Source organism: Microbacterium sp. Marseille-Q6965, assembly GCF_946151065.1.
GTDB lineage: Bacteria > Actinomycetota > Actinomycetes > Actinomycetales > Microbacteriaceae > Microbacterium.
In genome coordinates, this window is record NZ_CAMGZA010000002.1 from 250,904 (window position 1) to 275,939 (window position 25,036).

The following is a 25,036-nucleotide window of genomic DNA, read 5'->3' on the forward strand; positions in this document are numbered from 1 at the left end:
GGAGGCGGATCGGGATGAGCAGGGCGCTTCTCATCGTCGACGTGCAGAACGACTTCACCGAGGGCGGCGCGCTCGGCGTCGCCGGTGGCGACGCGGTGGCAGAGGGCATCACCCGGCTCCTCGCCGAACGAGCGGGGGAGTATGCGCTCATCGTCGCCTCGCGCGACTGGCACGACCCCGACAGCGACAACGGCGGTCACATCGCCGAGACGCCCGACTTCGTCGACACCTGGCCGGTCCACTGCGTCGCCGGCACCGCCGGCGCGGACTACGACCCGCTCCTCGACACGGGGGCGGTCACGCACCACGTCAAGAAGGGCCAGGGAAAGCCTGCCTACTCGATGTTCGAGGGCGTCACGGACGAGGGCGCCACGGTCGGTGACCTGCTCACCGAGAACGGCATCGTCGAGGTCGACGTCGTGGGGATCGCCACCGACCACTGCGTGCGCGCCTCGGCGCTCGACGCGATCTCGCACGGGCAGCGGGTGCGCATCCTCACCGACCTCGTCGCCGGCGTCGCGCCGGAGCCGAGCGAGGCGGCGCTGGCCGAGATCGTGCACGCCGGCGGCGAGCTGAGCCCCGCCCGCGCCTGACGGCCCCACGGGGCCCGGCGACCGGGCCACCCGGCCGCGGCTTCGCGCTGCCCACGGCGTAGAGTTGACGCGGGCCTATAGCTCAGTCGGTAGAGCAGCGGACTTTTAATCCGTAGGTCGAGGGTTCGAGCCCCTCTGGGCCCACCATTGCGTGCGCGATCCGCCCCTCCGAGATCGCCCGCGACCTCCGCCCGCACGTCGCGCGCATCGCAGATTCCTGCGCCGCGACGCACCTCGCGGCCGCTCGGCCGACGCGTTCCGGTGAAGCGGAATCGGCCACCCTGCCATGGATCGGCGTCCAGGTCAATCGGGGCGCGAAAGAGGCGCGGAGCGCGTTTGATCGTTGGCGAACCCACTGTCCGAAATCGGTGAGGAAGGGAAGCCAATGTCGCAGAGTTATGGTCAGACGCCAGCAGCGGGGCCCGGAGCGGAGTCGGAGCAGGGGAGCAAGACCGACGCCGTCAAGCACGAGGCCACGGAGCTGAAGGACACGGCTCAGGCCGAGGCCGGTCACGTGATGGAGACGGCGAAGCAGGAGGTCTCCGCCGTCGGCCACGAGGCCAAGACACAGGTCAGGGACGTCTACCGCCAGACGACGCAGGAACTTCGGGACCAGGCCGCGACGCAGCAGCAGCGCGTGGCGGACGGCCTGCGCTCGCTGGGGGAGCAGTTCGGCTCGATGGCGCAGGGCGCTGACAACCAGGGCATGGCCGTGGACCTGGTGCAGCAGGCGTCGCAGCGGCTCTCGGACGTGTCCGACTGGCTGGGCCAGCGCGATCCGGGATCGCTGCTGAACGAGGTGAAGTCGTTCGCACGCCGCAAGCCCGGCATGTTCATCGCCGCAGCAGCCGTCGCGGGTGTCGCGGCGGGACGCCTCACGCGAGCGCTCGCCGAGGGCGCCCGCGAGGAGCAGTCGACCGGGTCGCACACGGGCACCGGCGCTGCCGCCAGCCCGGAGACCGTGGTCGCACCGCCGCCGCCGGTGGTGCCCGCGTCCGACGTGGCCGCCACTCCCGTGGTCGAGCCGGGCACGCCCGGTCAGACGGCCGCCGGAGGCCTGACGGAGCCGACGCCCGCCTATGACCGGACCCGTGCCGGTTGGGATGGCACGCGTCCGTCCGAGGGGGTGTGACGGTGACAGATCCCACCCCGTCCGAAAAGAAGGCCGCCACCACCTCGCTCGGCGACCTGCTCGGCGAGGTCACGAGAGACATCTCGTCCCTGTTCCGCCAGGAGGTGGAGCTCGCCAAGGCGGAGCTGAAGCAGTCGGCGACGCAGGCCGGCGCGGGGGCCGGAATGTTCGGCGGCGCCGGCTACGCCGCGATGATGGCCGTGTTCTTCCTGAGCGTCGCGCTGTGGTGGGCGCTCGGGCAGCTCATGGGTCTCGGCTGGTCGGCCGTCGTCGTGGCGCTGATCTGGGCCATCGTCGCCCTGGTGCTGTTCCTGATGGGACGCAACCGCCTGAAGCAGGTCAAGGGGGCACCGCGCACCGTGGACTCCCTGCAGAAGATCCCCGACGCGATCAAGAGGAATGAGGAGAACCGATGACTGATTCACCCGACGCCATCCGTGCCGACATCGATCGCACCCGCGACGAGCTGGGCCGCGACGTCGACGCGTTGGCCGACAAGGTCAACCCGTCGAAGGCCATGCACCGGCAGACCGACAAGGTGAAGGGCGCCTTCAGCTCCGTGCGGGAGCGCATCATGGGGGCCGCTGACGACGCCGCATCCTCGATGCACGGCGCCGGATCGTCGGTCGGCTCGGGCGTCTCCGACGCCGCTCACCGCGTCTCGGCGAAGGCGGAGGGCAACCCGCTCGCCGTCGGGCTGATCGCCTTCGGTGTCGGCCTGCTCGCCTCGTCGCTCATCCCGAGCTCCAGCAAGGAGAAGGAGCTGGGAGCGAGGGTGAAGGAGCAGGCGCAGCCGCTCATGGAGGAGGCCAAGGGGGTCGCCCAGGAGATGGGCGAGCACCTGAAGGAGCCCGCGCAGGAGGCCGTGACCGCCGTGAAGGAGACGGCCCAGAACGCGGTGACGAACGTCCGCGACGAGGCGCAGGGTGCCGCCGAGACGGTGAGCGACCAGGCGCAGCAGAGCCGCCAGAACGTCACCGAAGGCTGATCGACACGACACGGGGGGCGGTCGCGCGCGGCGCGACCGCCCCCTTGCAGGCAGGAGGAGCACCATGGCCCGATCGACCGCGTCCCCCGAGCGCTCGCGAACGGACGCACCCAGCCCCGAGCACCCCGGTAAGCCCGATTCGCTCGGCGACATCAAGAAGCCCTCGTGGAAGTACGTCTTCAAGAAGTCGGTGCGCGAGTTCTCCTCGGACCAGTGCATCGACCTGGCTGCAAGCCTGACCTACTATGCGACGCTGGCGTTGTTCCCCGCCCTCATGGCGGTGTTCTCGCTGCTCGGTGTGATCGGGCAGGGCCAGCAGGCCGCCGACGCACTGCTGGGCATCCTGGGATCGTTCGCGCCGGCCGAGACGGTCGAGACGCTGCGCGGTCCCATCGAGGAGATCGCCAACTCACCCTCTGCCGGATTCGCGCTCGTCAGCGGTGTCGTCCTCGCCATCTGGTCGGCCTCCGGTTACGTCGGAGCCTTCACCCGCGCGATGAACCGCATCTATGAGATCGACGAGGGCCGTCCGTTCTGGAAGCTGAAGCCGACGCAGCTCATGGTCACGCTCATCGCGATCGTGCTCGTCGTGGTGGCCGGTCTGCTGCTGGTGGTCTCGGGGCCCGTCGCCCGGGCGATCGGCGACGCGCTCGGCGTCGGCGAGGTCGGGGTGATGGTCTGGCAGATCGCGAAGTGGCCGGTGCTCGCCCTGGTGGTCGTGCTGATGGTGGCCGTGCTCTACTACTTCACCCCGAACGCCAAGCAGCCGAAGTTCCGCTGGATCAGCGCCGGCGCGGTCATCGCGATCGTCGTCCTCGTGATCGCGTCGATCGGCTTCGCCATCTACGTGGGCAACTTCTCCAACTATGAGCGCACCTACGGGTCGTTCGCCGGCGTGATCATCTTCCTGCTCTGGCTGTGGATCATGAACATCGCGCTGCTCTTCGGCGCGGAGTTCGACGCCGAACTGGAGCGCGGTCGAGAGCTGCAGGCGGGCACGGTGGCGGAGGAACGCATCCAGCTGCCGCCGCGCGACACGAAGAAGATCGAGAAGGCCGAGGAGGCAGAGCGAAAGGACGTGGCCGAGGGGCGCCGGATCCGTCTCGAGCACGGCTCCGACGGCTCGGACGGCGACGAGGGCGACGACCGGCGCTCGAAGGCCTGATCCCGCTCGCCGCGCGGCTGCGGTGATGGCACGATGGGCGCATGCCGGAGAAGGTCGACCTCGCGAGGACGCGCGACTCCTATCGTGCGCGGCGCGGCGAGTTCCGCGTCGTCGACGTGCCGCCGATGCGTTACCTGGCGGTCGACGGGTCGGGCGATCCGAACAGCTCCGCGCGGTACCGGGAAGCGCTCGAGACGCTGTACCCGGTGGCTTATGCGCTGAAGTTCGCCAGCAAGGCGGCCGGCCTCGACTACGTCGTGCCGCCGCTGGAGGGGCTGTGGTGGGCCGACGACATGACGTCGTTCACCACCGCCCGCGACAAGTCGCGCTGGTACTGGACCATGCTGCTCCTGGTGCCCGAGTGGATCGACGATGACGCCGTCGACGCCGCGATCGCGCAGGCGGAGAAGCGGACGCCGCTGCGGGGCGAGCTGCGCGTGCGTGAGCTCGACGAGGGGCGCTGCGTGCAGACGCTGCACATCGGCTCCTTCGACGAGGAGGGGCCGGTTCTCGCGCTCCTGCACGACGAGGTGATCCCCGGTCTCGGGCTGCGCATGACGGGTCACCACCACGAGATCTACCTGAGCGATCCGCGCCGCACGGCGCCGGAGCGGCTGCGGACCATCCTGCGTCAGCCCGTGGGCTGAGCGCGGCGCTCCGGGCGGGTGCGCGATCACGCCCGAGCCCGCGACGCGGCGGCTCAGCAGGCCTCGTAGAGATGCGTCGCGACGTGCTGCGCGACGAGGTCCCGGTCTCGGAGGATCGTGAGCGGTGCGCGATCGGGCAGCGCGCAGACGTCGGCGAAGGTGAGCCCGGCGCCGGCGAGGGCGTCGGGGTACTCGATCTGTAGCACGTGGTCGCCGTAGGCGTCGGTGTATGCCGCACATTCGTCGTAGGCGGCGCATTCCTCCGTCACGGCGAAATCGAATCCGAGCCGCCGCGCATCCGGCGCCGCTTCGGCGGCGTTCTTCTGCGCGATCGCGAGGCCACGGGCGTGGGCCGCGTCGACATAGGCCGACGCGAGCTCGAACCCACCGCCGCGGTCGATGCCCGCGAAGCGTGCCCAGGTGTCGAGGTTGTCGATCTCGACGGCGTCGAATCCGGCGTGCGCGCAGCGATCGAGGAGGGGCACGATCACGTCGAGGATCCCCTCGCGCTGTCGCGCCGTCGAGGGGTCGAGCACACGCTCATCGGGCCACTGCGGGTCGACCACGGGGGTGCCGTCCTCCTCCCGCAGCAGGAGCGTCTCGTCCCACTCCGCGCCCGGTTGGGTCTGGAATCCGTTGACGTAGCAGACGCTGTAGGCGCCGGGGAGGGGTTCGGCCGTGACATCGCGCACCACCACGTCGAGGGGCGAGTCGTCGCGAAGCGTGTCGTCGGTGCCGCCCAGCTGATAGTCGAACGTCCCCGCGGTCGGAGGCAGCGCGATCGCCGCCTCGTCACCGGCGGGGGCGCATCCCGTCACGAGCGCGGCAGCCGCGGCGACGAGGGCGGTGGCGCGGAGGCGGCGCGGGAACGACACGGCGTCCGGCGCAGCGGCGGGGCTTCCGGTCACGGGGTGCCGGGCGCCCCGCGCCGCGGGCGGGTGACGACGGCCGCGACGGCGCCGCCGATCGCGCCGAACAGGTGGGCCTGCCAGGAGATTCCCTCCGCGGCGCCGAAGATGCCCGTGAGCATCGTGCCGCCGTACGCGACGGCGACCGCCACGGCGATCAGCGCGTACAGGATGCCGTGGCCGAGGGAGCGGGCCACGAAGGCGCGGACCAGCAGATAGCCGAAGTACCCGAAGACGAGACCGGAGGCGCCGACCGTGAGCGTGCCGGGGGAGTTGACGACCCACGTGCCCAGCCCGCCGATGACCGCGATGATCGTCGTCACGGCCCAGTACCGCCCGATCCCGTCCAACGCGACGAGCAGGCCGAGGATGAGGAACGGCACCGAATTGGACGTGAGGTGCGCGGCGTCGGCGTGCAGGCCCGGTGACAGCAGCACGCCGTCGAGGCCGTCGAACGCCCACGACTCGATGCCGTACTCGGCGTTCCAGCTGCCGGGCAGCACCGCGTCGAGCCCGAAGACCGCCCACATGGCGGCGAGGAGGATGAGAGGCTGCGCCGCGCGGGCGAGGAGGCCGCCGCCCGTGCGGGCGGGGCCCTGGGTCGTCGTCATGGGATCATCGTCGCATCTCGTCGGCTCCGACCGTGCAGGCCCCTGTCCGGGCACCGCCGGCGCCTGGACGGGGCCTGGATGTGCCGGCGAGCGCCGCGGCTAGCGTGGAGGCATGGACGACGAACTCGACGACGTCGTGAACACGGTCGCCGCCAACCCGTGGACCTCCTGGCTCGCCGTGGGCATCGCGGTGGCGGGCTCGGTCGGGCTCGCCCTGATCCTCGCGTTCGTCTTCGGCCGCGTGACCGCGGCGCTCGAGCGTCGGCATCGGGTCTTCGCCGAGCTGCGCGGGCGCTTCACGCGGCCGCTGTTCTGGATCGTCGCGGTCGCCGCGGCATGGGTGTCGGTGCCGCGGTTCATCCCGCGCGGCCTGGAGGCGCTTGCCGGGGGCGTCGAGTACGGCCTGAGGCTGTGCGTGATCGGCATGGTCGGGTGGATCATCGCGAAGGTGCTGATCTTCCTCGTCGACGGCGCCATGGCGCGGCAGGACGCCGTGGTCGTGGACGAGTTCACGGCGCGTCGGCGCCGCACGCAGATCCGGATGATCCGGCGCCTCGTCATCGCCGTGGTGGCGGTCCTCACCGTGGCGGCGATGCTGCTGACGATCCCGGGCGCCGAGACCTTCGGAGCGTCGCTGCTCGCGTCGGCGGGCGTCGCGTCGATCGTCGCCGGCCTGGCGGCGCAATCGACGCTCGGCAACCTCATCGCGGGCATGCAGCTGGCGTTCTCGAACGCCCTGAAGGTGGGCGACACGGTGGAGGTGGGGGGCGAGTTCGGCACCGTCGAGGAGATCACCCTCACGTATGTCGTCGTGCAGATCTGGGACGACCGTCGTCTTGTGCTGCCGTCGACCTACTTCACGACGACCCCCTACACGAACTGGACGCGCAACCAGACGGCACTCACCGGCACCGTCTTCGTCGAGGCCGATTACACGGTCGACGTCGACGCGGTGCGCGAGGAGCTCATGCTCATCCTCGACGCGGCGCCGGAATGGGACCGTCGCAGTGCGGGGCTCATCATGTCCGATGCCGTGGGCGGCGTGGCGCAACTGCGCGCGACGATGACCGCCGCGAACGCCGACGACCTGTGGACGCTGCGCTGCCTCGTGCGCGAGCGGCTCGTGGCCTTCATCGCGCGCCGCCGCCCGGCCGAGCTGCCGCGCCGCCGTTCGCTCGTGGAGGCGTGGGGCGACGAGCGCGGGGTCGACGCCTGAGGCGGCCCCGCCCTTCGCGTGGCGGTCGTAGCCTGGAAGGATGAGCAGCGACGAGTTCCACAAGCCGGTGAAGCGGCCGTCGGAGACCTTCGACCGGCTCTTCGCCGCCGAGGACCCCGCGGAGGTGTCGCGAGCCGCGCACTCCACGGCGCAGGCGCTGCTCGCGCGCGTGCGTCACGAGGCGGACGATCGCGTCGTCGACCGGCTCATCTCGTTCACCGACAGCCACGGCATCGACGACATCGCGGAGCTGTGGTCGCGGTCGCCGGCGCGCACGCTGCCCGGCTCGCTGTGGCGGCTGTACCTGCTGCAGCTGTCGATCCACGACGACCCGCAGACCGCCTCGCTGATCTACGAGCGGGGCCGCGTCGAGCTCCTGTCGGCCGATCCCGTCGTGGCGGGCGCCCCGACGCCCGCCGGCCCCGCCGAGCTGGTGGCGCTGATCGACACCATCCTGCGGGGGGCGTTCACGGGCGACTTTGCGGGGGCGCTCGACCGGGCGGCGGCCTTCTGCCGCGTGCAGGCGTCGGGTGCCACCCACCTCGCGGATGACTACGAGCCGAGCGAACCGGAGCGGGCCAGCGCCCTCACCTCGCGGGCGCTGCGTCTGTCGACCTACGCCGGCGACCTCGCGGTCGCGGCACGTCTGTGGCGCCGCGACGCCCTGGCCTGACCGCAGCGTCTCCCGGCGGATGTGCGGGTCGCATGCGGGGCTTTCCAGGCGGCTCGCCTAGCCTTTACGCGTGCTGAACTCGTCCGAGAACCCCCTCGTCGGCGTCGTCATGGGCTCCGATTCCGATTGGCGCGTGATGGCCGACGCCTCGCAGGCGCTGACGGAGTTCGGCATCCCACACGAGGTGGAGGTCGTATCGGCCCACCGGACGCCCGACAAGCTCGTCGCCTACGGGCGCCAGGCGCGGGGCCGGGGGCTGCGGGCGATCATCGCCGGTGCCGGCGGAGCGGCGCACCTGCCGGGCATGCTCGCCTCGCTCACGCCGCTGCCCGTCATCGGCGTGCCCGTGCAGCTGAAGACGCTCGAGGGGCTCGACTCCCTCCTGTCGATCGTCCAGATGCCCGCCGGCATCCCCGTCGCCACCGTCTCGATCAACGGCGCCAGGAACGCGGGCCTGCTGGCGGCACGCATCCTGGGAGCATCCGAGGCCGCGATCGGCGACCGCGTGGAGGCTTACGCGCGGCAGCTCGAGGCGCAGGTGGACGAGAAGAACGAGCGCCTCAAGGCCTCGCTGAGGGTCGCCGAGTGAGCGTGACGAGCCCCTCGCGCTCGCGCGCGGCGGCACCCGAGCTGACGGCGCGATCGGCCGGCGTCTTGAACGCGCGGCCGCTGCGGTACCCGGATTCGTCGTCCCCGCCCGTGATGACGCGCCGCGGATGGTGGCTCGTGATCCTCGGCTGGCTGATCCCCGGATCCGCGCAGGTGCTGGCCGGCAACCGCCGTCTCGGCAGGTTCGCCCTCGGCACGACGCTGCTGCTGTGGGCCGTCGCCGTCGTGCTCGTCCTCGGCCTGCTGTTGTGGCCGGCCGGCACGATCACGATCGTGCTCTTCCCGATCTCCATGATCATCGGTGGAGCGGCTGTCGTGGCATACGGAGTGCTCTGGATCGTGCTCGGCATCGACACCCTGCGTCTCGTGCGCCTGGTGAAGACATCGAACCCCTCGCGCTTCCTCATCGCTCTGCTCTCGGTCGCGCTCATGGTGGTGACCGGCGGGGGCGTGGCCTTCGCAGCCCCCAAGCTCTTCGCGGGCAGCAACCTGGGCAGCATCCTGCCCACCGGCTTCCCCGTAGCGCCCGTCGACGGGTACTACAACATCCTGCTGCTCGGCGCGGACTCCGGTGAGGGGCGAGATTCCATGCGCTTCGACAGCATCTCGGTGGTGTCGATCAACGCCGACACGGGAGCCGTCACGATCACCGGCATCCCGCGTGACATGCCCAACGTGCCGTTCCCCGAGGACAGCCCCATGCACGCCCTCTACCCGAACGGTTTCGAGGGCCGATACGACCCGGCGTGCGGGTGGAACAACCACATCAACAACCTCACGAACGCCGTCGAGTACTGCAGCCAGGACCGCGGCGAGAGCCTGTACCCCGGCCTCGACCCCACGTATTCGCGACCGGCGATCGAGGCCACCAAGGACGCCGCCGAGGGCATTCTGGGCATTGAGATCCAGTTCCACGTCTTCATCGACATGAACGGCTTCGCTCGCCTGATCGACGCGCTCGGCGGCGTGGAGATCGAGGTCGCGGAGCGGCTGCCCAAGGGATGGGGCCCCGCCTACGAGGGGCAGCCGGCCGAGGACTGGGCCGTCGGATGGATCGAGCCGGGGCTGCAGCGCATGGATGGCGACACCGCGCAGTGGTACGCACGCTCGCGCTACACGACCAACGACTGGGACCGCATGGGCCGCCAGCGTCAGTTGCAGCAGGCAATCCTGGATCAGTTCACGCCCGAGACGGTGCTGGGCCGGTTCGAGGAGATCCTGAACGCCGGCAACGCGCTCGTCCAAACCGACATCCCGCAGAGCATGACGGGTGCCTTCATCGAGCTGGGGACGAAGGCCAAGGAGCAGCCGTTCGCCTCCATCGAGTTGACGCCGGAGGGCGGAGTGGACGCGGAGAACCCGGACTTCGCCCGGATCCACGAGATGGTCGACGCCGCCCTCTACCCGCCCACTCCGACGCCCACCCCCGAGCCGTAGCGGAGCGACCCCAATCGAAGGCGGCGCTCAGGCGGATCGAAGTGCGCGACAGTACGCTCGTGGCATGTCCGTGAGTCTGCGCGTCGTCCTCGATCAGCTCGTCTCGCCGACCGGCGACGACGTGGCGACGGCGTCGCGTGAGCTCGCGGCGGCGCTCGTGGCCACCGCGCCGCTCGGGTGCCGCGTCGAGGGGATCCTTCCGGCCGGGGAGGACATCGGGCTCGCGGGCCTGAGCCACGAGCACCGTCTGCGCCTCAACCGCATGCAGCTCGCCGCGGCATGGCGGTTCGGTGTCGCATCCGGGGTGGGGGGCGGCCTCATCCACTCGCCCACGCTGATGGCCCCGCTCGTGCGGCACGACCGCGTGAACGAGGGGGATCAGACCGTCGTCACCGTCTGGGACCTCGCTCCGTGGGAGACCCCGTCCGAGGTGTCGCGGGCCGAGGCCGACTGGCAGCGCGCGATGCTGCGCCGCGCCATGAAGCACGCCGACGCCATCGTCGTTCCCACCCACGCGATCGCCGAGCGGCTCGCCGAGTGGGCCGACCTGGGTGAGCGGATCCGGGTGATTCCCGGCGCCGTGCTCGACGGCTTCGCCGTGCCCACGGACGCGGACGCCCGCCGGCGCGATCTGCGCCTGCCCGTCGAGTACGTCGCGACCGCGGGTGGCCCGGCGGAGTCCGACGGGCTCGCCGCCGCCCTGCGCGCGGCCGCGGCGACCACGCTCGACATCGTCGTGATCGGCGTGCCCGAGGGGGCGGAGCCGACGGTCGTCGACCTCGCGGCGGCGGCGGGGCTGCCCGAGCGTCGGGTGCACGCGCGCGGGTGGCTCGACCGCGGGGACCGGGCGGCGGTGATCGGGGGAGCGCGGGCGTTCCTCGCCCCCAGCCCGCGCAGCGCGTGGCCGTGGCGTGCCACGGAGGCCATGGCGCTCGGCACCCCGCTGGTGGCGGTGGACTCGCCCGTGCACCGCGAGGTGATCTACGACGGCGGCCTCTTCGTGCCCGCGGATCAGATGCCCGAGGCGCTGCGCACGGTGGTCGACAGCGGCGGCCGGCGCCTGTCGGTGCTCGGGCGGGACCGCGCGCGGGCGTTCACCTGGATGGGTTCCGCCGAGAAGGTCTGGCAGCTGCACGCGGACCTGTGAGCGCTGTCACCGGGCGCGCGACGGCGCGGTGAGCGCCGCGTAAGCCGTGAGGTAGCGCTTCAGCGCCACGTCCGAATCGGTCGGCGTGAACCCGGTCGCTTCCAGCTTCGTCAGGTCGAGCACGCTGCTCGACGGTCGTGGCGCGACCCCCGTCCTTCCGGCGTTGTAGTCGGCCGTGGCCACCGGAGTCACCCTGGCGGGGTCGTGCCCCATCACGTCGAACACGCGGGCGGCGATCTGAGCCCACGTGCGGGGTTCGCCGCTACCGGTGACGTTGTAGACGCCGGCGGGCGCACCGGAGGCGAGCAGGTGCCGGATCGCGCGGGCCAGATCGTCGGTGAAGGTGAGCCGTCCGACCTGGTCGTCGACCACCTTCGGGTCGATGCCGCGCTGGGCGAGCGCGGCCATGGTCCGCACGAAGTTGGGCCCCTCGCCGATCACCCACGACGTCCGCACGATGTAGTGGCGCGCGACCGAGGCCACGAGCGCGTCGCCCGCCGCCTTCGTCTGCCCGTACACGCCGAGCGGCGCGACCGAATCGTCCTCGCGATAGGGACGCCCCGCCGCGCCGTCGAAGACGTAGTCGCTCGAGACGTGGACGAGCGTGATGTGGTGTTCCGCCGCGATGCGCGCGAGGGCCGCGACAGCCGTCACGTTGACGGCCCAGGCCTCGGTGCGCCCCTCGGGGGTTTCGGCCTGGTCCACGGCGGTGTACGCGGCGGCGTTGATGATGACGCCGTAGTCGCGCCAGCGGCGGGCGTCCGCCAGGTCAGGAGAGGCCAGGTCGACCTCCGCGCGTGCCGCGTACTCGACGTGGCCCGCGTCGCCGAGCTCGGCGCGCAGAGCGCGGCCCAGCTGTCCGTTCGCGCCGAGGACGAGCACCTTGCGCGGCCCGACGGGCGCGACGTCCGGCAGGCGCGGGTGGGCCCTGTCCTTCTCGGAGACCTCGGCATGCTCCAGGGGGATCGGCCAGGGGATCGCCGCGGTCTCGTCGGCCAGGTTCAGGAACGAGTACGCGGCGTCGGGCGACCAGTGGTCGTTGACGAGGTACGTATAGGCCGTTCCCGCCGCGAGCGCCTGGAACGCGTTGCCGACGCCGCGCGGCACGAAGACGGCCTTCGACGGATCCACCTCGGTCGTATACACGGCGCCGAACGTGGGACCTTCGCGCAGGTCGACCCAGGCGCCGAAGACGCGACCGCTCGCGACCGAGACCCACTTGTCCCATGGTTCGGCGTGGATGCCGCGCGTCGTCCCGGGCCGAGCGTTGAACGAGACGTTGTTCTGCACCGGTCCGAAATCGGGCAGGCCTAGGGCGGTCATCTTCTGCCGTTGCCAGTTCTCCTTGAACCAGCCGCGGGCGTCGCCGTGTACAGGCAGGTCGAATACGAGCAGCCCCGGAATGGGCGTCTCGGTCACGGTGAGGGGCTTGCCGAACTCCATCACGTCACTGCCCCTTCGACGCGTAGAACGCCTCGACGCCGTCCTTGGCATGCGCCCACCAGGCCTCGTTGTCGCGGTACCACGCGATGGTGTCCGCCAGGCCGGCGCGGAAGTCCTGAAAGCGCGGCCGCCAGCCGAGCTCGCGGCGCAAGCGGGTCGCGTCGATCGCATAGCGCAGATCGTGCCCCGCGCGGTCGGCGACGAGGTCGTACGCGTCGGGCGGCTCGCCCATGAGCTCGAGGATCGTCTCGACGACCCTCCGGTTGCTCTCCTCGCCGTCGGCGCCGATCAGGTAAGTCTGACCGATCTCGCCCCTCTCGAGGATTGTGAGCACCGCCGACGAATGATCGTCGGCATGGATCCAGTCGCGCACGTTCTCGCCCGTGCCGTACACCTTCGGGCGGACGCCGCGGAGCACGTTCGTGATCTGGCGGGGGATGAACTTCTCGACGTGCTGGTAGGGGCCGTAGTTGTTGGAGCAGTTCGAGATCGTCGCCCGCACGCCGAACGAGCGCACCCAGGCGCGCACGAGCAGGTCGCTGCCCGCCTTGGTCGAAGAGTACGGGGAGGACGGGTTGTAGGGGGTGCTCTCGGTGAAGCGCGCGGGATCGTCCAGATCCAGGTCGCCGTACACCTCGTCCGTGGAGATGTGATGGAAACGCGTCCCGTGTCGGCGGGCGGCCTCGAGCAGCGTGTACGTGCCGATGATGTTCGTGTCGAGGAACGGGCGCGGGTCGTTGAGCGAGTTGTCGTTGTGCGATTCGGCCGCGTAGTGCACGACGGCGTCCGTCTCGGCGAACAACGCGTCGACCAGGTCGGCGTCGGCGATGGATCCCACCACGAGCCGGACGCGGTCCTCCGGGAGGCCGGCGAGCGAATCGCGATTGCCCGCGTAGGTGAGCTTGTCGAGCACCGTGACGGTGTGGTCCGTCTGGGACACCACGTGGTGGACGAAGTTGGAGCCGATGAAGCCGGCGCCGCCGGTGACGAGCAGGCGCGCCATCAGCTGCCGCGCTCGAGCAGACCGAGCAGGTACGTGCCGTACCCCGACTTGACGAGCCGCTCCGCGTGTCGACCGAGCTCGTCGTCGGTCAGGAACCCCTGCCGCCACCCGACCTCTTGAGGGCAGCCGATCTTGAGCCCGGTGCGGCGTTCCATCGTCCGTACGTAGTCGGCGGCGTCGATCATGTCGTCGAACGTCCCGGTGTCGAGCCATGCGGTGCCGCGAGGAAGGACCTCGACGCGCAGCCGGCCGCGCTCGAGATACGCGCGATTGACGTCGGTGATCTCGTACTCGCCCCGCGCGGAAGGCTTCAGGCCCTTGGCGATCTCGACGACGTCGTTGTCGTAGAAGTACAGGCCGGGCACCGCGTAGTTCGACTTCGGCTCCGTCGGCTTCTCCTCGAGCGAGATGGCGGTGCCCGCCGCGTCGAACTCCACCACACCGTACGAGCGCGGATTCGACACCCAGTAGGCGAACACGGCGCCGCCGTCCACATCGGCGTACTGCTGTAGCTGCGACCCCAGGCCCGGTCCGTAGAGCAGGTTGTCGCCGAGGACGAGCGCCACCTTGTCGTCTCCGATGAAGTCCGCGCCGATGGTGAACGCCTGTGCGAGGCCGTCGGGCGACGGCTGCTGCGCGAATGTCAGATCCACTCCGAATTGCGATCCGTCGCCCAGGAGCCGTTCGAAGGCCTCGGCGTCGTGTGGGGTGGTGATCACGAGGATGTCGCGGATGCCGGCGAGCATGAGCGTCGACAGCGGGTAGTAGATCATCGGCTTGTCGTAGACGGGCACCAGTTGCTTCGAGACCCCGAAGGTGACCGGGTGCAGGCGCGTGCCGGAGCCACCGGCGAGGATGATGCCTTTCAATCTGTCCCCCAGATCGTGTGGTCGTGTCGGAGATAGGGAGACCGATGAGCCCGGCCTGATACGCGCGGGCCCCGCTCAGACGATGATCTGGGCGCGCGCGGGCGGCGCAGCTTCCCGGGGCGTCGAAGCGGGCACCCAGAAACGTGACGGTACGATCACCTGTGGCCTATTCCCGAGTCGATGTGGGGCGCAACCCGAGTGACTACCGTTGATCTGAGCGAGTTCGACGTGCCCGGTCGCGGGCGCGGCCTGCTGGATGTCATCCGCTGGCGGTACCTCCTCAGGCTCCTCGTCCGCAAGGGGACCGCGACCCGGTACCGGAACTCCGCCCTCGGCTGGACATGGTCGTACGTCAAGCCGCTCATCCAGTTCCTCGTCTACTGGCTCGTGATGGGCTTCATCTTCGGGATGAACCGTGGTGTGGAAAACTTCCCTGCCTACCTCTTCGCCGGCTTCGTCGCGGTGACGTTCTTCAATGAGGCGTTCGGCAATGCCACGAACTCGGTGGTCGACAACCGAGCGCTCGTGAAGAAAATCTACTTGCCGCGCGAACTGTTCCCTATCGCGGCGGTCATCGTGGCGTTCGTCCACTTCCTTCCGCAGCTCGTGATCCTCCTGGTCGTGGTGCTGCTCTACGGCTGGGTGCCGAGCATCGCCGGGGTGGGTGCGATCCTCCTCGGCGTGCTGGTGCTCGCGGCCGCGTCGCTCGGTCTCGGTCTGTTCTTCGCCGGCCTGAACGTGCGCTTCCGCGATGCGCAGAACTTCGTGGAGATCCTGCGCATGCTCAGCACCTGGTTCTCGCCGGTCCTGTACACGTGGACGTTCGTCGCGGAGCGACTTCCCGAATGGGTGCTCTACCTCTACATGATCAATCCGATCACCATTGCGGTCGAGCTGTTCCACTACGGCTTCTGGGCGCCCACGGCCGGCGACGCCTGGCATGGGTTCGCACCCCACTTCGGCCTCTACATCATCGCGTCCATCGCGATCTGTGCCGCGTTCCTCATCGTCGGCCAGCTCACCTTCCGGCGCTTCGAGCGCACCTTCGCCCAGGATCTGTGATGTCCAGCACCATCGTCGCCACCACGAAGACCAAGCCGTCCATCATCGTCGACCACGTCACGAAGCAGTTCCTGAAGCGGAACACGCACTCGTTCAAGGAGGCGTTCGTGTCGTGGATCAAGGGAAAGAAGGTGCGGGCGGACGTCTTCAAGGCGCTCGACGACGTCAGCTTCCAGATCGGTGAAGGCGAATCGGTCGCTGTGCTCGGATTCAACGGCTCCGGGAAGTCCACGACGTTGAAGATGGTCTCGGGGGTGCTGGAGCCCGACGCCGGGCGGGTGTTCACCCGCGGCCGGGTCGCGGGCCTCATCGAGGTCGGCGCGGGCTTCCACCCGGATCTTTCGGGGCGGGAGAACGTGTACCTGAACGCCGCGATCCTGGGGATGTCGGCGAAGCAGATCGACGAGCGCTTCGACGACATCGTCGCCTTCAGTGAGATCGGGGACTTCATCGACACCGAAGTGAAGCACTACTCGTCCGGGATGTTTATGCGGCTGGCATTCGCAGTCGCCATCCACGTCGACCTCGATGTGCTGCTCGTCGACGAGGTGCTGTCGGTGGGTGACGCGCCTTTCCGGGAGAAGTGCTACCAGAAGATCGAGGAATTGGTCACCCAGGGGGTGACGATGCTCGTCGTCAGCCACGACATGTCCACCGTGCAGCGGCTGTGCTCGCGGGGGATCGTGATCCACGACCACAAGGTGCTCTTCGACGGTGACATCGAAGAAGCCGTACAGGTGCTGCGTAGCACGCCCCACTGAGAGGGCGCACCTTCTTAGCGCTGCCGACCCAGCACGCGCCTCAGCTTGCGGTATGCGCGCTGTGGCACGTTCAGCGAGCTGAGCCCCTCTCGCACCTCGGCGCGGATCCCGTTTTCGACGTCCACGAGACGCTGGTCGATGAACTTCGTCAGGTACATTGCGAGGCCGGGGCCGTACTCCTGAACGTAGGCGCGCAGTGCCTCATCACGCAGTAGCGCGTCGTACTTCGCGTGCTCCCCGCGCGATTCGATCACGCTGTTTCCCGCAGCGCCCACGTCTCCGGTGCGCTGATGCCAGTACGCGTAGGGCTCGTCAGCGAGATACTCAAGGGGCCCGCGGGCCAGGACCTTGAGATTGAAGTTCCAATCGCCCACCACCGGCAGCCGCTCGTCGTAGAGACCCAGTTCCTCGTGCAAGGTGCGCCGATAAACGAAGCCGATCGGCACGAAGCGATTGAACAGCATGGTGTCGCCGAGCGTCGGAGCCGTCAGGTGCTCCTGGAACACCTCGTCACGCACGGTCACGTACTCCTCACCCCGAAGCTCCTCCCACAGAATCCGGATGCGCGAGACGACGCCGCCTCGATCCGGGTTCGCGGCGAGGTAGGCAATGGCCCGCGCGAGGAACTCGGGGTGCCAGGAGTCGTCGTCATCATGCAGGACGAGTAGCGGTGCGGACGTGGCGAGCACCCCGGCGTTGGCGCTCACCCAGCGTCCGCGTGACGTCGAGGAGTGGACGACGTGAATGCGACTGCGGTGCTCCTGCGACAGGCTCGCAACAAGGCCATCCACCGGGGCGGGGTCGCCCCCGTCGTTGACGATGACGCATTCCCAATCGCCGAAGGTCTGTGCCGTGATGCTGCGCATCGCACGGGCGAGGAAATCTGCGCGATCCTTCGTCCGAACGACGACCGCGACCTGAGGGTTGCTCATCCGTCCAGCCTATTCTCCGCGCGCCTCGTGTTCGAAGCGCACGTCGCGTGGTGTGATTCGTGCGTGCAAGACAGAAGGCCAGGGCCACATCTTCGTTCACGACACTTTACTTCTGTCACACTTGCTTCCATGTCGGAGCCCACGAAGAGAACGTTCCCGGGGCGCCTCGCGGCCGCGACGGTGCTTGCGCTCGTCGCCTCGCTGCTTGCGTCTCCCGCGTGGGGAGCCAGCGAGGTCGGTGCCGAGGCGCCCGAGGTGTCTGGAGCCGCTGGCGCACCGGACGATGCGGAGCGAGGAACCACGTCGGCGACTCCGGCCCCTAGCGATACGCCTGCGCCCGCGACCGGCGGAACCGCGCCTGCTCCCGTTCCGCAGGCGACTCCTGAGGAAACCCCCTCACCATCGTCGACGCCAGAGCCTGCTCAACCCACGCCGTCGTCGACCGCCGCGAGTCCGTCACCGGCACCTGTGGAGACCGAGCCGCCGTCGGATGACACGCCTGGCGGCGGCGGAGCGCAGCAGCCGTTGACACAGGAGGAGATCGACCTTCTTGGCCGCGACTCGACTCCCGACGCCGCGATTCTGGAGGAGGGCGCCGACGAGGCACTGAGAACACTCTCCCTGGCGGGCTGGAATGCCGGCAACATCATCTCCGACAGTGTCTTCTTCGCCAGTGACACGATGTCGGCGGCGGACGTCCAGAGCTTCCTCAATAGCAAGGGCAATGCCTGCCAGTCCGGGTATGTCTGCCTCAAGGACTACCGTCAGAGCACGCCGACGCGCGCGGCGGACAAGTACTGCCCGTCCGACTACGCTGGCGCGTCGAACGAAACCGCAGCCACGATCATCGCGAAGGTCGCTCGTGCGTGCGGAATCAACCCGCAGGTCCTGCTAGTCGTGCTGCAAAAGGAGCAGAGCCTCGTGACGCGGGCGAATCCAGGCGCTTCTGTCTACAAGATCGCCATGGGCTACGCCTGCCCGGACACCGCCCCCTGCGACGAGCGGTACTACGGCTTCTTCAACCAGGTGTACAGCGCCGCACGGCAGTTCAAGGTCTATGGCATGGTATCTGGCTTCCGGCACAATGCCGGTCAGACGGTTGATGTCTACTATCACCCGAATGCCGGATGCGGCACGAGCCGCGTGTATATCGCGAACAAGGCGACAGCCGCCCTTTACAACTACACCCCCTACCAGCCGAACGCCGCAGCGCTGGCGGCGGGCTGGGGCCTCGGGGACGGGTGTTCGTCCTATGGGAATCGGAACTTCTACAACTACTTCACCGATTGGTTCGGATCGACACAGCACCTCACGGTGAATCCCGTCGGTGCGATCGACTCTTGGGAGTCAATCCCGGGCGGGGTGCGGCTGACTGGTTGGGCTCTTGATCCGAACACCACGGGGTTCGTGAGCCTGCGAATCAAGTCGGGCTCGCTCGTTGTTGCGCGCGCGAACGCGAATCTCGAGAGCTCGACGATCCCCGCGCAGTACCAGAGCTATGGCACTAACCACGGGTTCTCCGTTGACGTGCGCCTTCCCGCAGGAACTCAGCAGCTCTGCGTCGCGGTGAACAACATCGGTGCGGGAAGCAACTCGACAATCGGTTGCCCGACGGTTCGCGCGGACGGCGGGGACGTCTTCGGAGCGGTCGAATCATGGAGCAAGATCCCGGGTGGGGTTCGCATCACCGGATGGGCTATCGACCCCGACTCCACCGGCGCCGTCTCGCTCAGGGTGAAGTCCGGCGATCTCCTCGTGCGCCGCGCGAATGCTGATCTTCCTAGCGCGACCGCTCAATCGCTCTACCCGGCCTTCGGCGGCAACCGAGGGTACTCCGTCGACGTGGTACTCGCGCCCGGACAGCAGACGATTTGCGTCGCAGCCAATAACGTCGGGGTCGGCTCGAATCGCACGCTCGGCTGTTTCGATGTCTCTCCGCCCGGAGGCCGCCCGATCGGCGCCGTCGAGGCGGTCGAATTGATCCCCGGGGGAGTGCGTGTACGCGGGTGGGCGATTGATCCCGACACCACGGATGCGGTCACGATTCGCGTGAAGTCTGGAGCCAACACCGCCGCGTACGCAACGGCGGATCGGAACAGGCCCGACATCGAGGCCGCGTACCCTGCGTTCGGCGCGGCGCGTGGTTTCGAAGCGGAGGTGCAACTGCCGGCGGGGCTGCAGGACCTCTGCATTGTTGCAAACAACGTGGGGGAAGGCTCACACAGCTTCTTCTCCTGCCAGAAGCTTGAGCCGATGACGGGCACTCCCATTGGATACGTCAACAACTGGATTCCCATTCCCGGCGGTGTAAAGCTCACGGGTTGGACAATCGACCCGGATACGAGCGATGCGGTGACCGTGCGTGTGAAGTCGAACGGCAACGTTGTGAGTCGATTCGAAGCGAGCGCACACCGCAACGACATTGGTCAGCGTTACCCCGGTTATGGATCGGCCCACGCCTTCTACGTCGAGGTCCCGCTACCGGCCGGTGCCCAGGAGGTCTGCGTCGTCTCCAACAACGTCGGGCCGGGCAAGACCAAGACCCTGGGTTGTCGTGCTGTCACGCCGCTCGGCGGGACGCCCGTGGGCTACATCAACTCCTGGGAGAACGTGGCTGGCGGTATCAAGGTGAACGGCTGGGCTTATGATCCGGACACGACGGGTCCCGCCACGATCCGCGTAAAGGCGGGCGACCAAGCCGTGGGGTACTTCCAGGCGACCGCGTACCGCAAGGACCTCGCGGAGCGCTTCCCGCTGTACGGGGGCAACCACGCGTTCTATCAGACGGTGGGGTTGCCGAAGGGAACGCATCACGTTTGCCTCGTGGTGAACAATGTCGGCGCGGGGAAGACCAAGACCCTTGGGTGTCAGTGGATGACAGTCCGCTGAGCCAAGTACGCGGGGTACCTCGATTAGCATGGAAGAGATGTCCTCCGACGTGCCGGTTCGTGCCCCGCTTCTTTCGGTCGTGATGCCGACGCACAACGTCGGACCATGGGTGCGAGAGACCCTGCGCTCGATCCTCGCGCAAGACCTGACCGACCTCGAGGTCCTCGTCGTCGACGATCATTCCACCGACGCCACTCGTGACGTTGTTCGCGCCGTTGTCGCGGAAGACGCTCGAGTGCGTCTCATTGAGGCGAATCGTCGCGGCGGAGGTTCTGCGCGTAATGAAGGCGTCGCGGTGGCGCGCGGGGAGTTCCTCGTCTTCAGCGACGGCGACGACATCGTCCCCGACGGTGCATACTCGGCTCTCGTTGACAGCCTCCGCGAGTCGGGATCCGATATCGCTTTCGGTGATTACCTCAAGTTCCGCCCGGTCGACACGTGGCGCCCCACGGACAGCATGGCGGCGTTCAGTCGACCGAGCCGGGGCATCACGCTTGCTGACGAGCCAACCCTGCTCTACAGTCGGCCCTGCTGGAACAAGGCATTTCGTCGCGATTGGTGGCTGCGCAACGGTCTCTCATTCCCCGACGTTCCGCGCTCGAACGATATCGTTCCCATGGTCCGCGCGTATCTCGCCGCCCGCCGCGTGGACATCGTTTCCGCGGTCGTTTACCTCTATCGTGAACGTCCGGGTGTGAGCTCGATGACCGCTCGCGCCGACTCCTCGCGGTCGATCTTGAGCTATCTGGAGCAAGAGCGGATTTGCGCAGAACTCGTCTCGGAGACGCAGGACGAAGGGCTTATGCGAGTCTACGCGGGCCTTGTGTACGACCGAGACGGATTTGTCCACATCGCAAAGTACCTTTCTCGATGGGAGGCACCATCGCCTCAGGACGCGGATGTGGCGGCCGCTCTGCAACGCCTGCTCGCCGTGAGCCCCCGGCCGCCTCGCCATGTCCACTCTTTCAAGCGCCTGGCTCTCCAGCTCGCCGCGAACGGTGAATTCGAGGCCGCGCGCGTGCTGGCGGCACCGGACGCGATCGAGGGCCAGCATCCCCGGGTGCGCCTCCGCGCCTGGGCGACCGCGTTGCAACGGATTAGTGCGCACGACCTCTGGCGGGCCGGCGACCATGCGGCGCTCACGCTTCCGCTCGCGTCAGCGCTCACCGCCCCGCAGGCTGCGACCGCGGCGCATGAATGGAAGTCGTTGGTCGCGGCCGTCCGGAGCCTGTTCGGCGACCGGGAGTTGATGCTTGTTCCGGAAGCGTCGGCTCACGCCGAGGAGATCGAACGGGCACTCGCCATGCGCGACCAGGCTGCAGCCACGGTTGGAGAGATCCTGGGCGGACGTGGCGGCCTCACCCTCACAGGGTCGAGTGAGCTCGGTGGGGGAACGGTGCGCCCCGTACTTTACGACGGCGAGTTCGCCGGGAACCCGCCGGTTGAGCCCTCAACTGTCGCCTGGCGACGCAGCCCTGAGGGCGGCTGGGATTGGACGGCGAGCTTCCGGGTGGGTAGTCTGCCGCTTCACCGCCCGCTCACTCCGGCATTGCGCGCAGGGGACGTCGTCGTGTCGGTGCGCAGCGAGGCGACCGTGCCGGAGTACGACAGAATCGATCCCTTCCTCTATGACCCGTTTGGGCCCGTCGTGATGATACGCCGACGGCGGCACTGGGTGCCCCGAGCCGCCAGGAGGGTCCTCCTCACCGCTGCCGGCAGGATCAGGTCTTTGCTCGGCTCACGAAGCAATAGCGCGTGAGCTCAACTCTTCGAGCAGCGCGTGGTACTCGCGGGAGATGGCCCACGGAGAGATCGGATCCGTAAAAGCAGCGAAATCTTCAGCGGTGACATCGGTGAACAGAGCCGGATCGCTCAGGAGTTCAGCGATCGAGTCTGTCGGGCGAGCCGGGTCGAAAAAGCGCACCCAACGTTGGCTGCCGAACTGCGATCTAAGGTGCGCTTCGTTCGGCAACACCACCGGAGTCTGGAAGCTCGCCGCCAGATGTAGGCTGCCCGAGTTCAAAATGGCGCGATAGGGAAAAACGGCTACGTCCGCCGCGCGAAACCACTGTCCGAGTTCCCCGTCGGAAACGAAGGACAGGTGGGTGATCGTGCGCAGGTCGTCCGGAAGAGTGGCCGTGAACTCCTCCTGGGCCATCTCCTTGACCGCGCCAGCCAGCATGAGAACGATCTCGCGCCCCGGCAGCGTGGCGGCGCGTGATGCAGCAATCAGCGCGTCCACGCCCTTATAGGGGCGGATCTGCCCGAGGAACAGCACGGCGCGGTCCGTGTCAGCGAGCTCGAAGGCGGCTCGAGCCACAGAGCGTTCCGCCGCCATGTCGTAGATGCCCTCGTAACTTGGGTGGGGGATCACGCGCAGCTTGCGGCTGTCAAGGGTGACGACGTCGGAAACGACGTCGGCGGTGGCAGGGGCCATGATATGCACGACGTCGGCAAGTTCCCCCAAGGTCCGATAAAGCGAAATCTCCGCGTCTCGGTGGCTCAGCTCGTGAGGAAGGCGGTTGTGGACGGTCCAGACGATCGAGATGCCACGCGAGCGCAGGCCCTCGAGATCCCGACGCAGCGCTCCCAGCCGCTCCTCCGCCTCGAGCGCTGACGCCGCCGACTGCAGCAGAGGCTGCGTCCAATGCAGATGGAGCACGTCATGAGGCTGAAGTCGGCCGAGCTGGCGACGAAGGCTGTCGTAGGTGGTTGCACCTAAAAAGTGCCAGCCCTGGGACCGTGCGGCGAGCGCGAGAAGGTTGAGGTACGGATTCTCCCGCCACGCGGGGAAGACGAGAACGTTCGAACCTTGGCGCATCGCATTCGATTCTATCCGCCTCGCGGCGCGCGGCGATCAGGGCTGCGTCAATGCGCTCGCGAGTGCGTCGGCGAGGTACGGGGCGAGCGTCCGACTGAATGTTGCCGTGATGTGGTGGGTGTCCCGGTACACCAGCACACCACCCAGAGCCATCGGGCACTTCCCATCCAAGCAATAGGCATTATGCAGGTCGATGAGCGGTACGCCCGCGAGTTCCGCTGCTAAGCGCAGTGGGTCGTCGGAGAATCCTGCATCGGCAACGGGGAACGCGCACGTGTCGATGTCGAACTCCGTGGCCACGGCACTGCAGTCCTGAGCCGATTGGGGGACGTTCGGGTTGTCCGCAAGCACCACAACGTCAATCCCCGCCTCCTCGGCGGCTCGCCATGCAGCTGCGTACTCGGCGGCTATGACATCCCGCGGCGTGTCACCGAAATCCGGTGCGTTGAGTGCGGTCACGAGGAGCACGTCATAACCGCCATGCAGAATGTGTTCATCGAGCGCTGCGTATCGGGAAGCGCAGTCGGCGGAGCCAGGAACGCGCCAAACGCACCCCCGTCCCACGTACGTGTCGACGCTCCACCCGTGTTCCTCCGCAACGTCCCGCAACCCCGGGATCAGCATGGCGCCGTGCGAATCGCCGTTGAGGGCGATGCGGAGTGCACCCGGTGCAGACGAACCGAATGAACAACTCTCCGGTTCAACAGCCGTGGTGACCTCGTAGTCGTAACACCCGTAGGCGCCGCCGGTGTCGTCCATCAGGCCCGCGAGCGTCGGAACAACTTCAGTGGCGCCGTACGTCACGCGGTCATGACCCTCGCAATCGGGGGCGAGCAGCAGGTGCGCCCCGCGGCAATCGGCGGGATCAGCGAGTTCGTGTGCCACTGCCGCCTGCTTTTCGACCGCGGCCCGGGCGTTCTGCCACATGGGGACCGCGGCCGCCGCCACGACGATGATCATCGCCGCAGCGGTTGTGATGGCGATGCGCGCGGGGGCTGCGTTCTTAACACGCGGGCCGAAGCGGATGGGATCTTCAACGTAACGCTTCGATAGTGCGGCGAGGACGATGGTGAGTGCGAGGAGTGCGAGATTGTGCGGTAGATCCGGTGCGTGACCGAGCACAGCGGGAGCGATGACGATAAGTGGCCAGTGCCACAAGTAGATGCCGTAGGACTGTTCACCGACCCATTGAACCGGCGGCAAGGCGACTGCGCGTCCCATGGCGCGAGCGGGGGCATTCGGGCCGAGCGCGATGAAGAGGGCCGTCGCAGCCGTCGGCAGGATCGCCCAGGGCCCCGGAAACGGTGTTGTCGGTCCGAAGAGGAACGCCGTGGCCGTGAGAAGCACCAGGCACGCCGACCAGACAACGATATGCAACCGGCGAGGCAGACGCAGCTGCGGGGTCAGTGCGATAACGGCGCCGAGCGCGAACTGCCAGATCCGACTGACGGTCGAGAAGTACCCGAAAGGATAGCTGACGGCGGTGAGCCAGACGCATACGGCAAAGCTGAGGGCTGCCATCGTGGTCACGGTGATGAGCAGGGCGCGCCGTTTGGCGGCCACCGACCGGGAAAGTCCGAGCGTGGCCGCGATAACGAGCAGCGGCCACAAAATGTAGAACTGCTCCTCAGCGGAGAGCGACCAGTAGTGCTGTGCGATCGGGGGCTGATTGTCGTGCGCGAGATAGTCCACGCCGTCGGCCGCGAGCAGCCAGTTCTCCACGTACAAGGCGCTGCCGATAATCGACCGCAGGTACTGCCCGGCCACGGTCGGCGGCGCCCAGATGAGGGTGAGGGCCACGCTCACGATCAGTACGAGCAGACTCGCCGGGAGTAGGCGTCGTGCGCGCGCAGCCCAGAAGCGCGAGAGCTTCAGCGTGCCGGATTCGCGCGCCCGAACGAGCTGGCCCGTGATCAGGAAGCCGGAGATGACAAAGAAGACGTCGACCCCCACGTATCCGCCGGGGAGCGCAAGCGGCCACAGGTGGAAACCGACGACGGCCATGACGGCGAAGGCGCGCAAGGCCTGGATGTCCGTTCGGATGCCGGAACCACGGGAGCCGGATTCGGGGCTTCGTGCTGCGGTCACCCGACAATCCTCACATGGGCAGAGCGGTGCCGCCGTCAAGGC

General features: G+C 68.3%; 23 protein-coding genes and 1 tRNA gene. 16 read left to right on the plus strand and 8 right to left on the minus strand.

The window, feature by feature from the left end:
* Nucleotides 1-14: 14 nt before the first annotated feature.
* The 7 genes from N8N77_RS07710 (at nucleotide 15) to N8N77_RS07740 (ending at nucleotide 4,525) form a co-directional block, all read left to right on the plus strand.
* The gene (locus N8N77_RS07710) at nucleotides 15-593 is read left to right on the plus strand and encodes an isochorismatase family protein (RefSeq protein ID WP_261166006.1); all 579 of its coding nucleotides are present in this window, start codon (nucleotides 15-17) and stop codon (nucleotides 591-593) included.
* Between the two features lie 71 nt (nucleotides 594-664).
* Nucleotides 665-740 (plus strand) — tRNA-Lys (locus N8N77_RS07715).
* A gap of 238 nt (nucleotides 741-978) precedes the next feature.
* Complete coding sequence (locus N8N77_RS07720; protein WP_261166007.1) at nucleotides 979-1,725, plus strand: hypothetical protein; 747 nt, start codon at nucleotides 979-981, stop codon at nucleotides 1,723-1,725.
* A 2-nt stretch (nucleotides 1,726-1,727) separates the two neighbouring features.
* Nucleotides 1,728-2,141 (plus strand): phage holin family protein, encoded by a 414-nt coding sequence (locus tag N8N77_RS07725; protein ID WP_261166008.1) that lies wholly within the window; start codon nucleotides 1,728-1,730, stop codon nucleotides 2,139-2,141.
* Nucleotides 2,138-2,713 carry a DUF3618 domain-containing protein gene (locus N8N77_RS07730; RefSeq protein ID WP_261166010.1) on the plus strand — a complete coding sequence of 192 codons (576 nt, stop codon included), beginning with the start codon at nucleotides 2,138-2,140 and terminating at the stop codon, nucleotides 2,711-2,713. Before N8N77_RS07725 ends, N8N77_RS07730 begins: the two co-directional genes overlap by 4 nt.
* Nucleotides 2,714-2,777: 64 nt before the next feature.
* Nucleotides 2,778-3,878 (plus strand): YihY/virulence factor BrkB family protein, encoded by a 1,101-nt coding sequence (locus N8N77_RS07735; RefSeq protein ID WP_261166011.1) that lies wholly within the window; start codon nucleotides 2,778-2,780, stop codon nucleotides 3,876-3,878.
* 41 nt (nucleotides 3,879-3,919) lie between these two features.
* A complete protein-coding gene (locus N8N77_RS07740; protein ID WP_261166013.1) occupies nucleotides 3,920-4,525 on the plus strand; it encodes a GyrI-like domain-containing protein in 606 nt (201 codons plus the stop codon).
* 53 nt (nucleotides 4,526-4,578) lie between these two features.
* On the opposite strand, the gene N8N77_RS07745 is transcribed toward N8N77_RS07740, so the two are convergent.
* Together N8N77_RS07745 and N8N77_RS07750 are read right to left on the minus strand one after the other, a co-directional pair.
* Complete coding sequence (locus N8N77_RS07745; RefSeq protein ID WP_261166015.1) at nucleotides 4,579-5,433, minus strand: endo alpha-1,4 polygalactosaminidase; 855 nt, start codon at nucleotides 5,431-5,433, stop codon at nucleotides 4,579-4,581.
* Entirely contained in the window at nucleotides 5,430-6,044 is a 615-nt protein-coding gene (locus N8N77_RS07750) for a rhomboid family intramembrane serine protease (protein ID WP_261166017.1), read from the minus strand. Before N8N77_RS07750 ends, N8N77_RS07745 begins: the two co-directional genes overlap by 4 nt.
* A 112-nt stretch (nucleotides 6,045-6,156) precedes the next feature.
* Between N8N77_RS07750 and N8N77_RS07755 the strand changes: the two genes are divergently transcribed.
* From N8N77_RS07755 to N8N77_RS07775, 5 genes are all read left to right on the plus strand, one after another.
* A complete protein-coding gene (locus N8N77_RS07755; protein ID WP_261166019.1) occupies nucleotides 6,157-7,260 on the plus strand; it encodes a mechanosensitive ion channel family protein in 1,104 nt (367 codons plus the stop codon).
* A 40-nt stretch (nucleotides 7,261-7,300) separates the two neighbouring features.
* Nucleotides 7,301-7,933, plus strand: coding sequence for a DNA-directed RNA polymerase subunit beta (locus N8N77_RS07760; protein ID WP_261166021.1), 633 nt, complete (start codon nucleotides 7,301-7,303; stop codon nucleotides 7,931-7,933).
* A gap of 109 nt (nucleotides 7,934-8,042) precedes the next feature.
* The gene (gene purE / locus N8N77_RS07765) at nucleotides 8,043-8,522 is read left to right on the plus strand and encodes a 5-(carboxyamino)imidazole ribonucleotide mutase (RefSeq protein ID WP_261166390.1); all 480 of its coding nucleotides are present in this window, start codon (nucleotides 8,043-8,045) and stop codon (nucleotides 8,520-8,522) included.
* Nucleotides 8,519-9,979: an LCP family protein gene (locus tag N8N77_RS07770; RefSeq protein ID WP_261166023.1), complete on the plus strand. Its 1,461-nt coding sequence runs from the start codon at nucleotides 8,519-8,521 to the stop codon at nucleotides 9,977-9,979. Before purE ends, N8N77_RS07770 begins: the two co-directional genes overlap by 4 nt.
* 64 nt (nucleotides 9,980-10,043) lie before the next feature.
* Entirely contained in the window at nucleotides 10,044-11,126 is a 1,083-nt protein-coding gene (locus N8N77_RS07775) for a glycosyltransferase (RefSeq protein WP_261166025.1), read from the plus strand.
* Nucleotides 11,127-11,132: 6 nt separating this feature from the next.
* Here the strand turns inward: N8N77_RS07775 and rfbD are convergent, their stop codons facing one another.
* Genes rfbD through rfbA form a run of 3 tightly spaced genes read right to left on the minus strand, consistent with a single transcriptional unit; the run spans nucleotide 11,133 to nucleotide 14,441 of the window.
* The gene (gene rfbD / locus N8N77_RS07780; protein ID WP_261166392.1) at nucleotides 11,133-12,569 is read right to left on the minus strand and encodes a dTDP-4-dehydrorhamnose reductase; all 1,437 of its coding nucleotides are present in this window, start codon (nucleotides 12,567-12,569) and stop codon (nucleotides 11,133-11,135) included.
* Between the two features lie 4 nt (nucleotides 12,570-12,573).
* The gene (gene rfbB / locus N8N77_RS07785; RefSeq protein WP_261166026.1) at nucleotides 12,574-13,572 is read right to left on the minus strand and encodes a dTDP-glucose 4,6-dehydratase; all 999 of its coding nucleotides are present in this window, start codon (nucleotides 13,570-13,572) and stop codon (nucleotides 12,574-12,576) included.
* Nucleotides 13,572-14,441 carry a glucose-1-phosphate thymidylyltransferase RfbA gene (gene rfbA, locus N8N77_RS07790; protein ID WP_261166028.1) on the minus strand — a complete coding sequence of 290 codons (870 nt, stop codon included), beginning with the start codon at nucleotides 14,439-14,441 and terminating at the stop codon, nucleotides 13,572-13,574. Before rfbA ends, rfbB begins: the two co-directional genes overlap by 1 nt.
* 198 nt (nucleotides 14,442-14,639) lie before the next feature.
* On the opposite strand from rfbA, the gene N8N77_RS07795 reads away from it, so the two are divergent.
* Nucleotides 14,640-15,503, plus strand: coding sequence for an ABC transporter permease (locus N8N77_RS07795; protein WP_314732518.1), 864 nt, complete (start codon nucleotides 14,640-14,642; stop codon nucleotides 15,501-15,503).
* Nucleotides 15,503-16,264, plus strand: coding sequence for an ABC transporter ATP-binding protein (locus tag N8N77_RS07800; RefSeq protein ID WP_261166031.1), 762 nt, complete (start codon nucleotides 15,503-15,505; stop codon nucleotides 16,262-16,264). Before N8N77_RS07795 ends, N8N77_RS07800 begins: the two co-directional genes overlap by 1 nt.
* A gap of 14 nt (nucleotides 16,265-16,278) precedes the next feature.
* Here the strand turns inward: N8N77_RS07800 and N8N77_RS07805 are convergent, their stop codons facing one another.
* Entirely contained in the window at nucleotides 16,279-17,196 is a 918-nt protein-coding gene (locus tag N8N77_RS07805; RefSeq protein WP_261166032.1) for a glycosyltransferase family A protein, read from the minus strand.
* 129 nt (nucleotides 17,197-17,325) lie between these two features.
* Here N8N77_RS07805 and N8N77_RS07810 point away from each other — a divergent pair, with 129 nt between their 5' ends.
* Together N8N77_RS07810 and N8N77_RS07815 are read left to right on the plus strand one after the other, a co-directional pair.
* A complete protein-coding gene (locus tag N8N77_RS07810) occupies nucleotides 17,326-20,085 on the plus strand; it encodes a hypothetical protein (protein ID WP_261166033.1) in 2,760 nt (919 codons plus the stop codon).
* Nucleotides 20,086-20,122: 37 nt separating this feature from the next.
* Nucleotides 20,123-21,844 (plus strand): glycosyltransferase family 2 protein, encoded by a 1,722-nt coding sequence (locus tag N8N77_RS07815; protein ID WP_261166035.1) that lies wholly within the window; start codon nucleotides 20,123-20,125, stop codon nucleotides 21,842-21,844.
* Here N8N77_RS07815 and N8N77_RS07820 read toward each other — a convergent pair.
* The gene (locus N8N77_RS07820; protein WP_261166037.1) at nucleotides 21,824-22,906 is read right to left on the minus strand and encodes a glycosyltransferase; all 1,083 of its coding nucleotides are present in this window, start codon (nucleotides 22,904-22,906) and stop codon (nucleotides 21,824-21,826) included. The genes N8N77_RS07815 and N8N77_RS07820 overlap by 21 nt on opposite strands.
* Before the next feature lie 36 nt (nucleotides 22,907-22,942).
* Nucleotides 22,943-24,994: an acyltransferase family protein gene (locus tag N8N77_RS07825; RefSeq protein ID WP_261166039.1), complete on the minus strand. Its 2,052-nt coding sequence runs from the start codon at nucleotides 24,992-24,994 to the stop codon at nucleotides 22,943-22,945.
* Between the last annotated feature and the right edge of the window lie 42 nt (nucleotides 24,995-25,036).

Bases quoted from the DNA above. Each gene is read 5' to 3' on its own strand.
- N8N77_RS07710 (WP_261166006.1), top strand. From the start codon at position 15: ATGAGCAGGGCGCTTCTCATCGTCGACGTGCAGAACGACTTCACCGAG.
- N8N77_RS07720 (WP_261166007.1), top strand. From the start codon at position 979: ATGTCGCAGAGTTATGGTCAGACGCCAGCAGCGGGGCCCGGAGCGGAG.
- N8N77_RS07730 (WP_261166010.1), top strand. From the start codon at position 2,138: ATGACTGATTCACCCGACGCCATCCGTGCCGACATCGATCGCACCCGC.
- N8N77_RS07735 (WP_261166011.1), top strand. From the start codon at position 2,778: ATGGCCCGATCGACCGCGTCCCCCGAGCGCTCGCGAACGGACGCACCC.
- N8N77_RS07740 (WP_261166013.1), top strand. From the start codon at position 3,920: ATGCCGGAGAAGGTCGACCTCGCGAGGACGCGCGACTCCTATCGTGCG.
- N8N77_RS07750 (WP_261166017.1), bottom strand. From the start codon at position 6,044: ATGACGACGACCCAGGGCCCCGCCCGCACGGGCGGCGGCCTCCTCGCC.
- N8N77_RS07755 (WP_261166019.1), top strand. From the start codon at position 6,157: ATGGACGACGAACTCGACGACGTCGTGAACACGGTCGCCGCCAACCCG.
- N8N77_RS07760 (WP_261166021.1), top strand. From the start codon at position 7,301: ATGAGCAGCGACGAGTTCCACAAGCCGGTGAAGCGGCCGTCGGAGACC.
- purE (WP_261166390.1), top strand. From the start codon at position 8,043: ATGGGCTCCGATTCCGATTGGCGCGTGATGGCCGACGCCTCGCAGGCG.
- N8N77_RS07775 (WP_261166025.1), top strand. From the start codon at position 10,044: ATGTCCGTGAGTCTGCGCGTCGTCCTCGATCAGCTCGTCTCGCCGACC.
- rfbD (WP_261166392.1), bottom strand. From the start codon at position 12,569: ATGGAGTTCGGCAAGCCCCTCACCGTGACCGAGACGCCCATTCCGGGG.
- rfbB (WP_261166026.1), bottom strand. From the start codon at position 13,572: ATGGCGCGCCTGCTCGTCACCGGCGGCGCCGGCTTCATCGGCTCCAAC.
- N8N77_RS07800 (WP_261166031.1), top strand. From the start codon at position 15,503: ATGTCCAGCACCATCGTCGCCACCACGAAGACCAAGCCGTCCATCATC.
- N8N77_RS07805 (WP_261166032.1), bottom strand. From the start codon at position 17,196: ATGAGCAACCCTCAGGTCGCGGTCGTCGTTCGGACGAAGGATCGCGCA.
- N8N77_RS07810 (WP_261166033.1), top strand. From the start codon at position 17,326: ATGTCGGAGCCCACGAAGAGAACGTTCCCGGGGCGCCTCGCGGCCGCG.
- N8N77_RS07815 (WP_261166035.1), top strand. From the start codon at position 20,123: ATGTCCTCCGACGTGCCGGTTCGTGCCCCGCTTCTTTCGGTCGTGATG.
- N8N77_RS07820 (WP_261166037.1), bottom strand. From the start codon at position 22,906: ATGCGCCAAGGTTCGAACGTTCTCGTCTTCCCCGCGTGGCGGGAGAAT.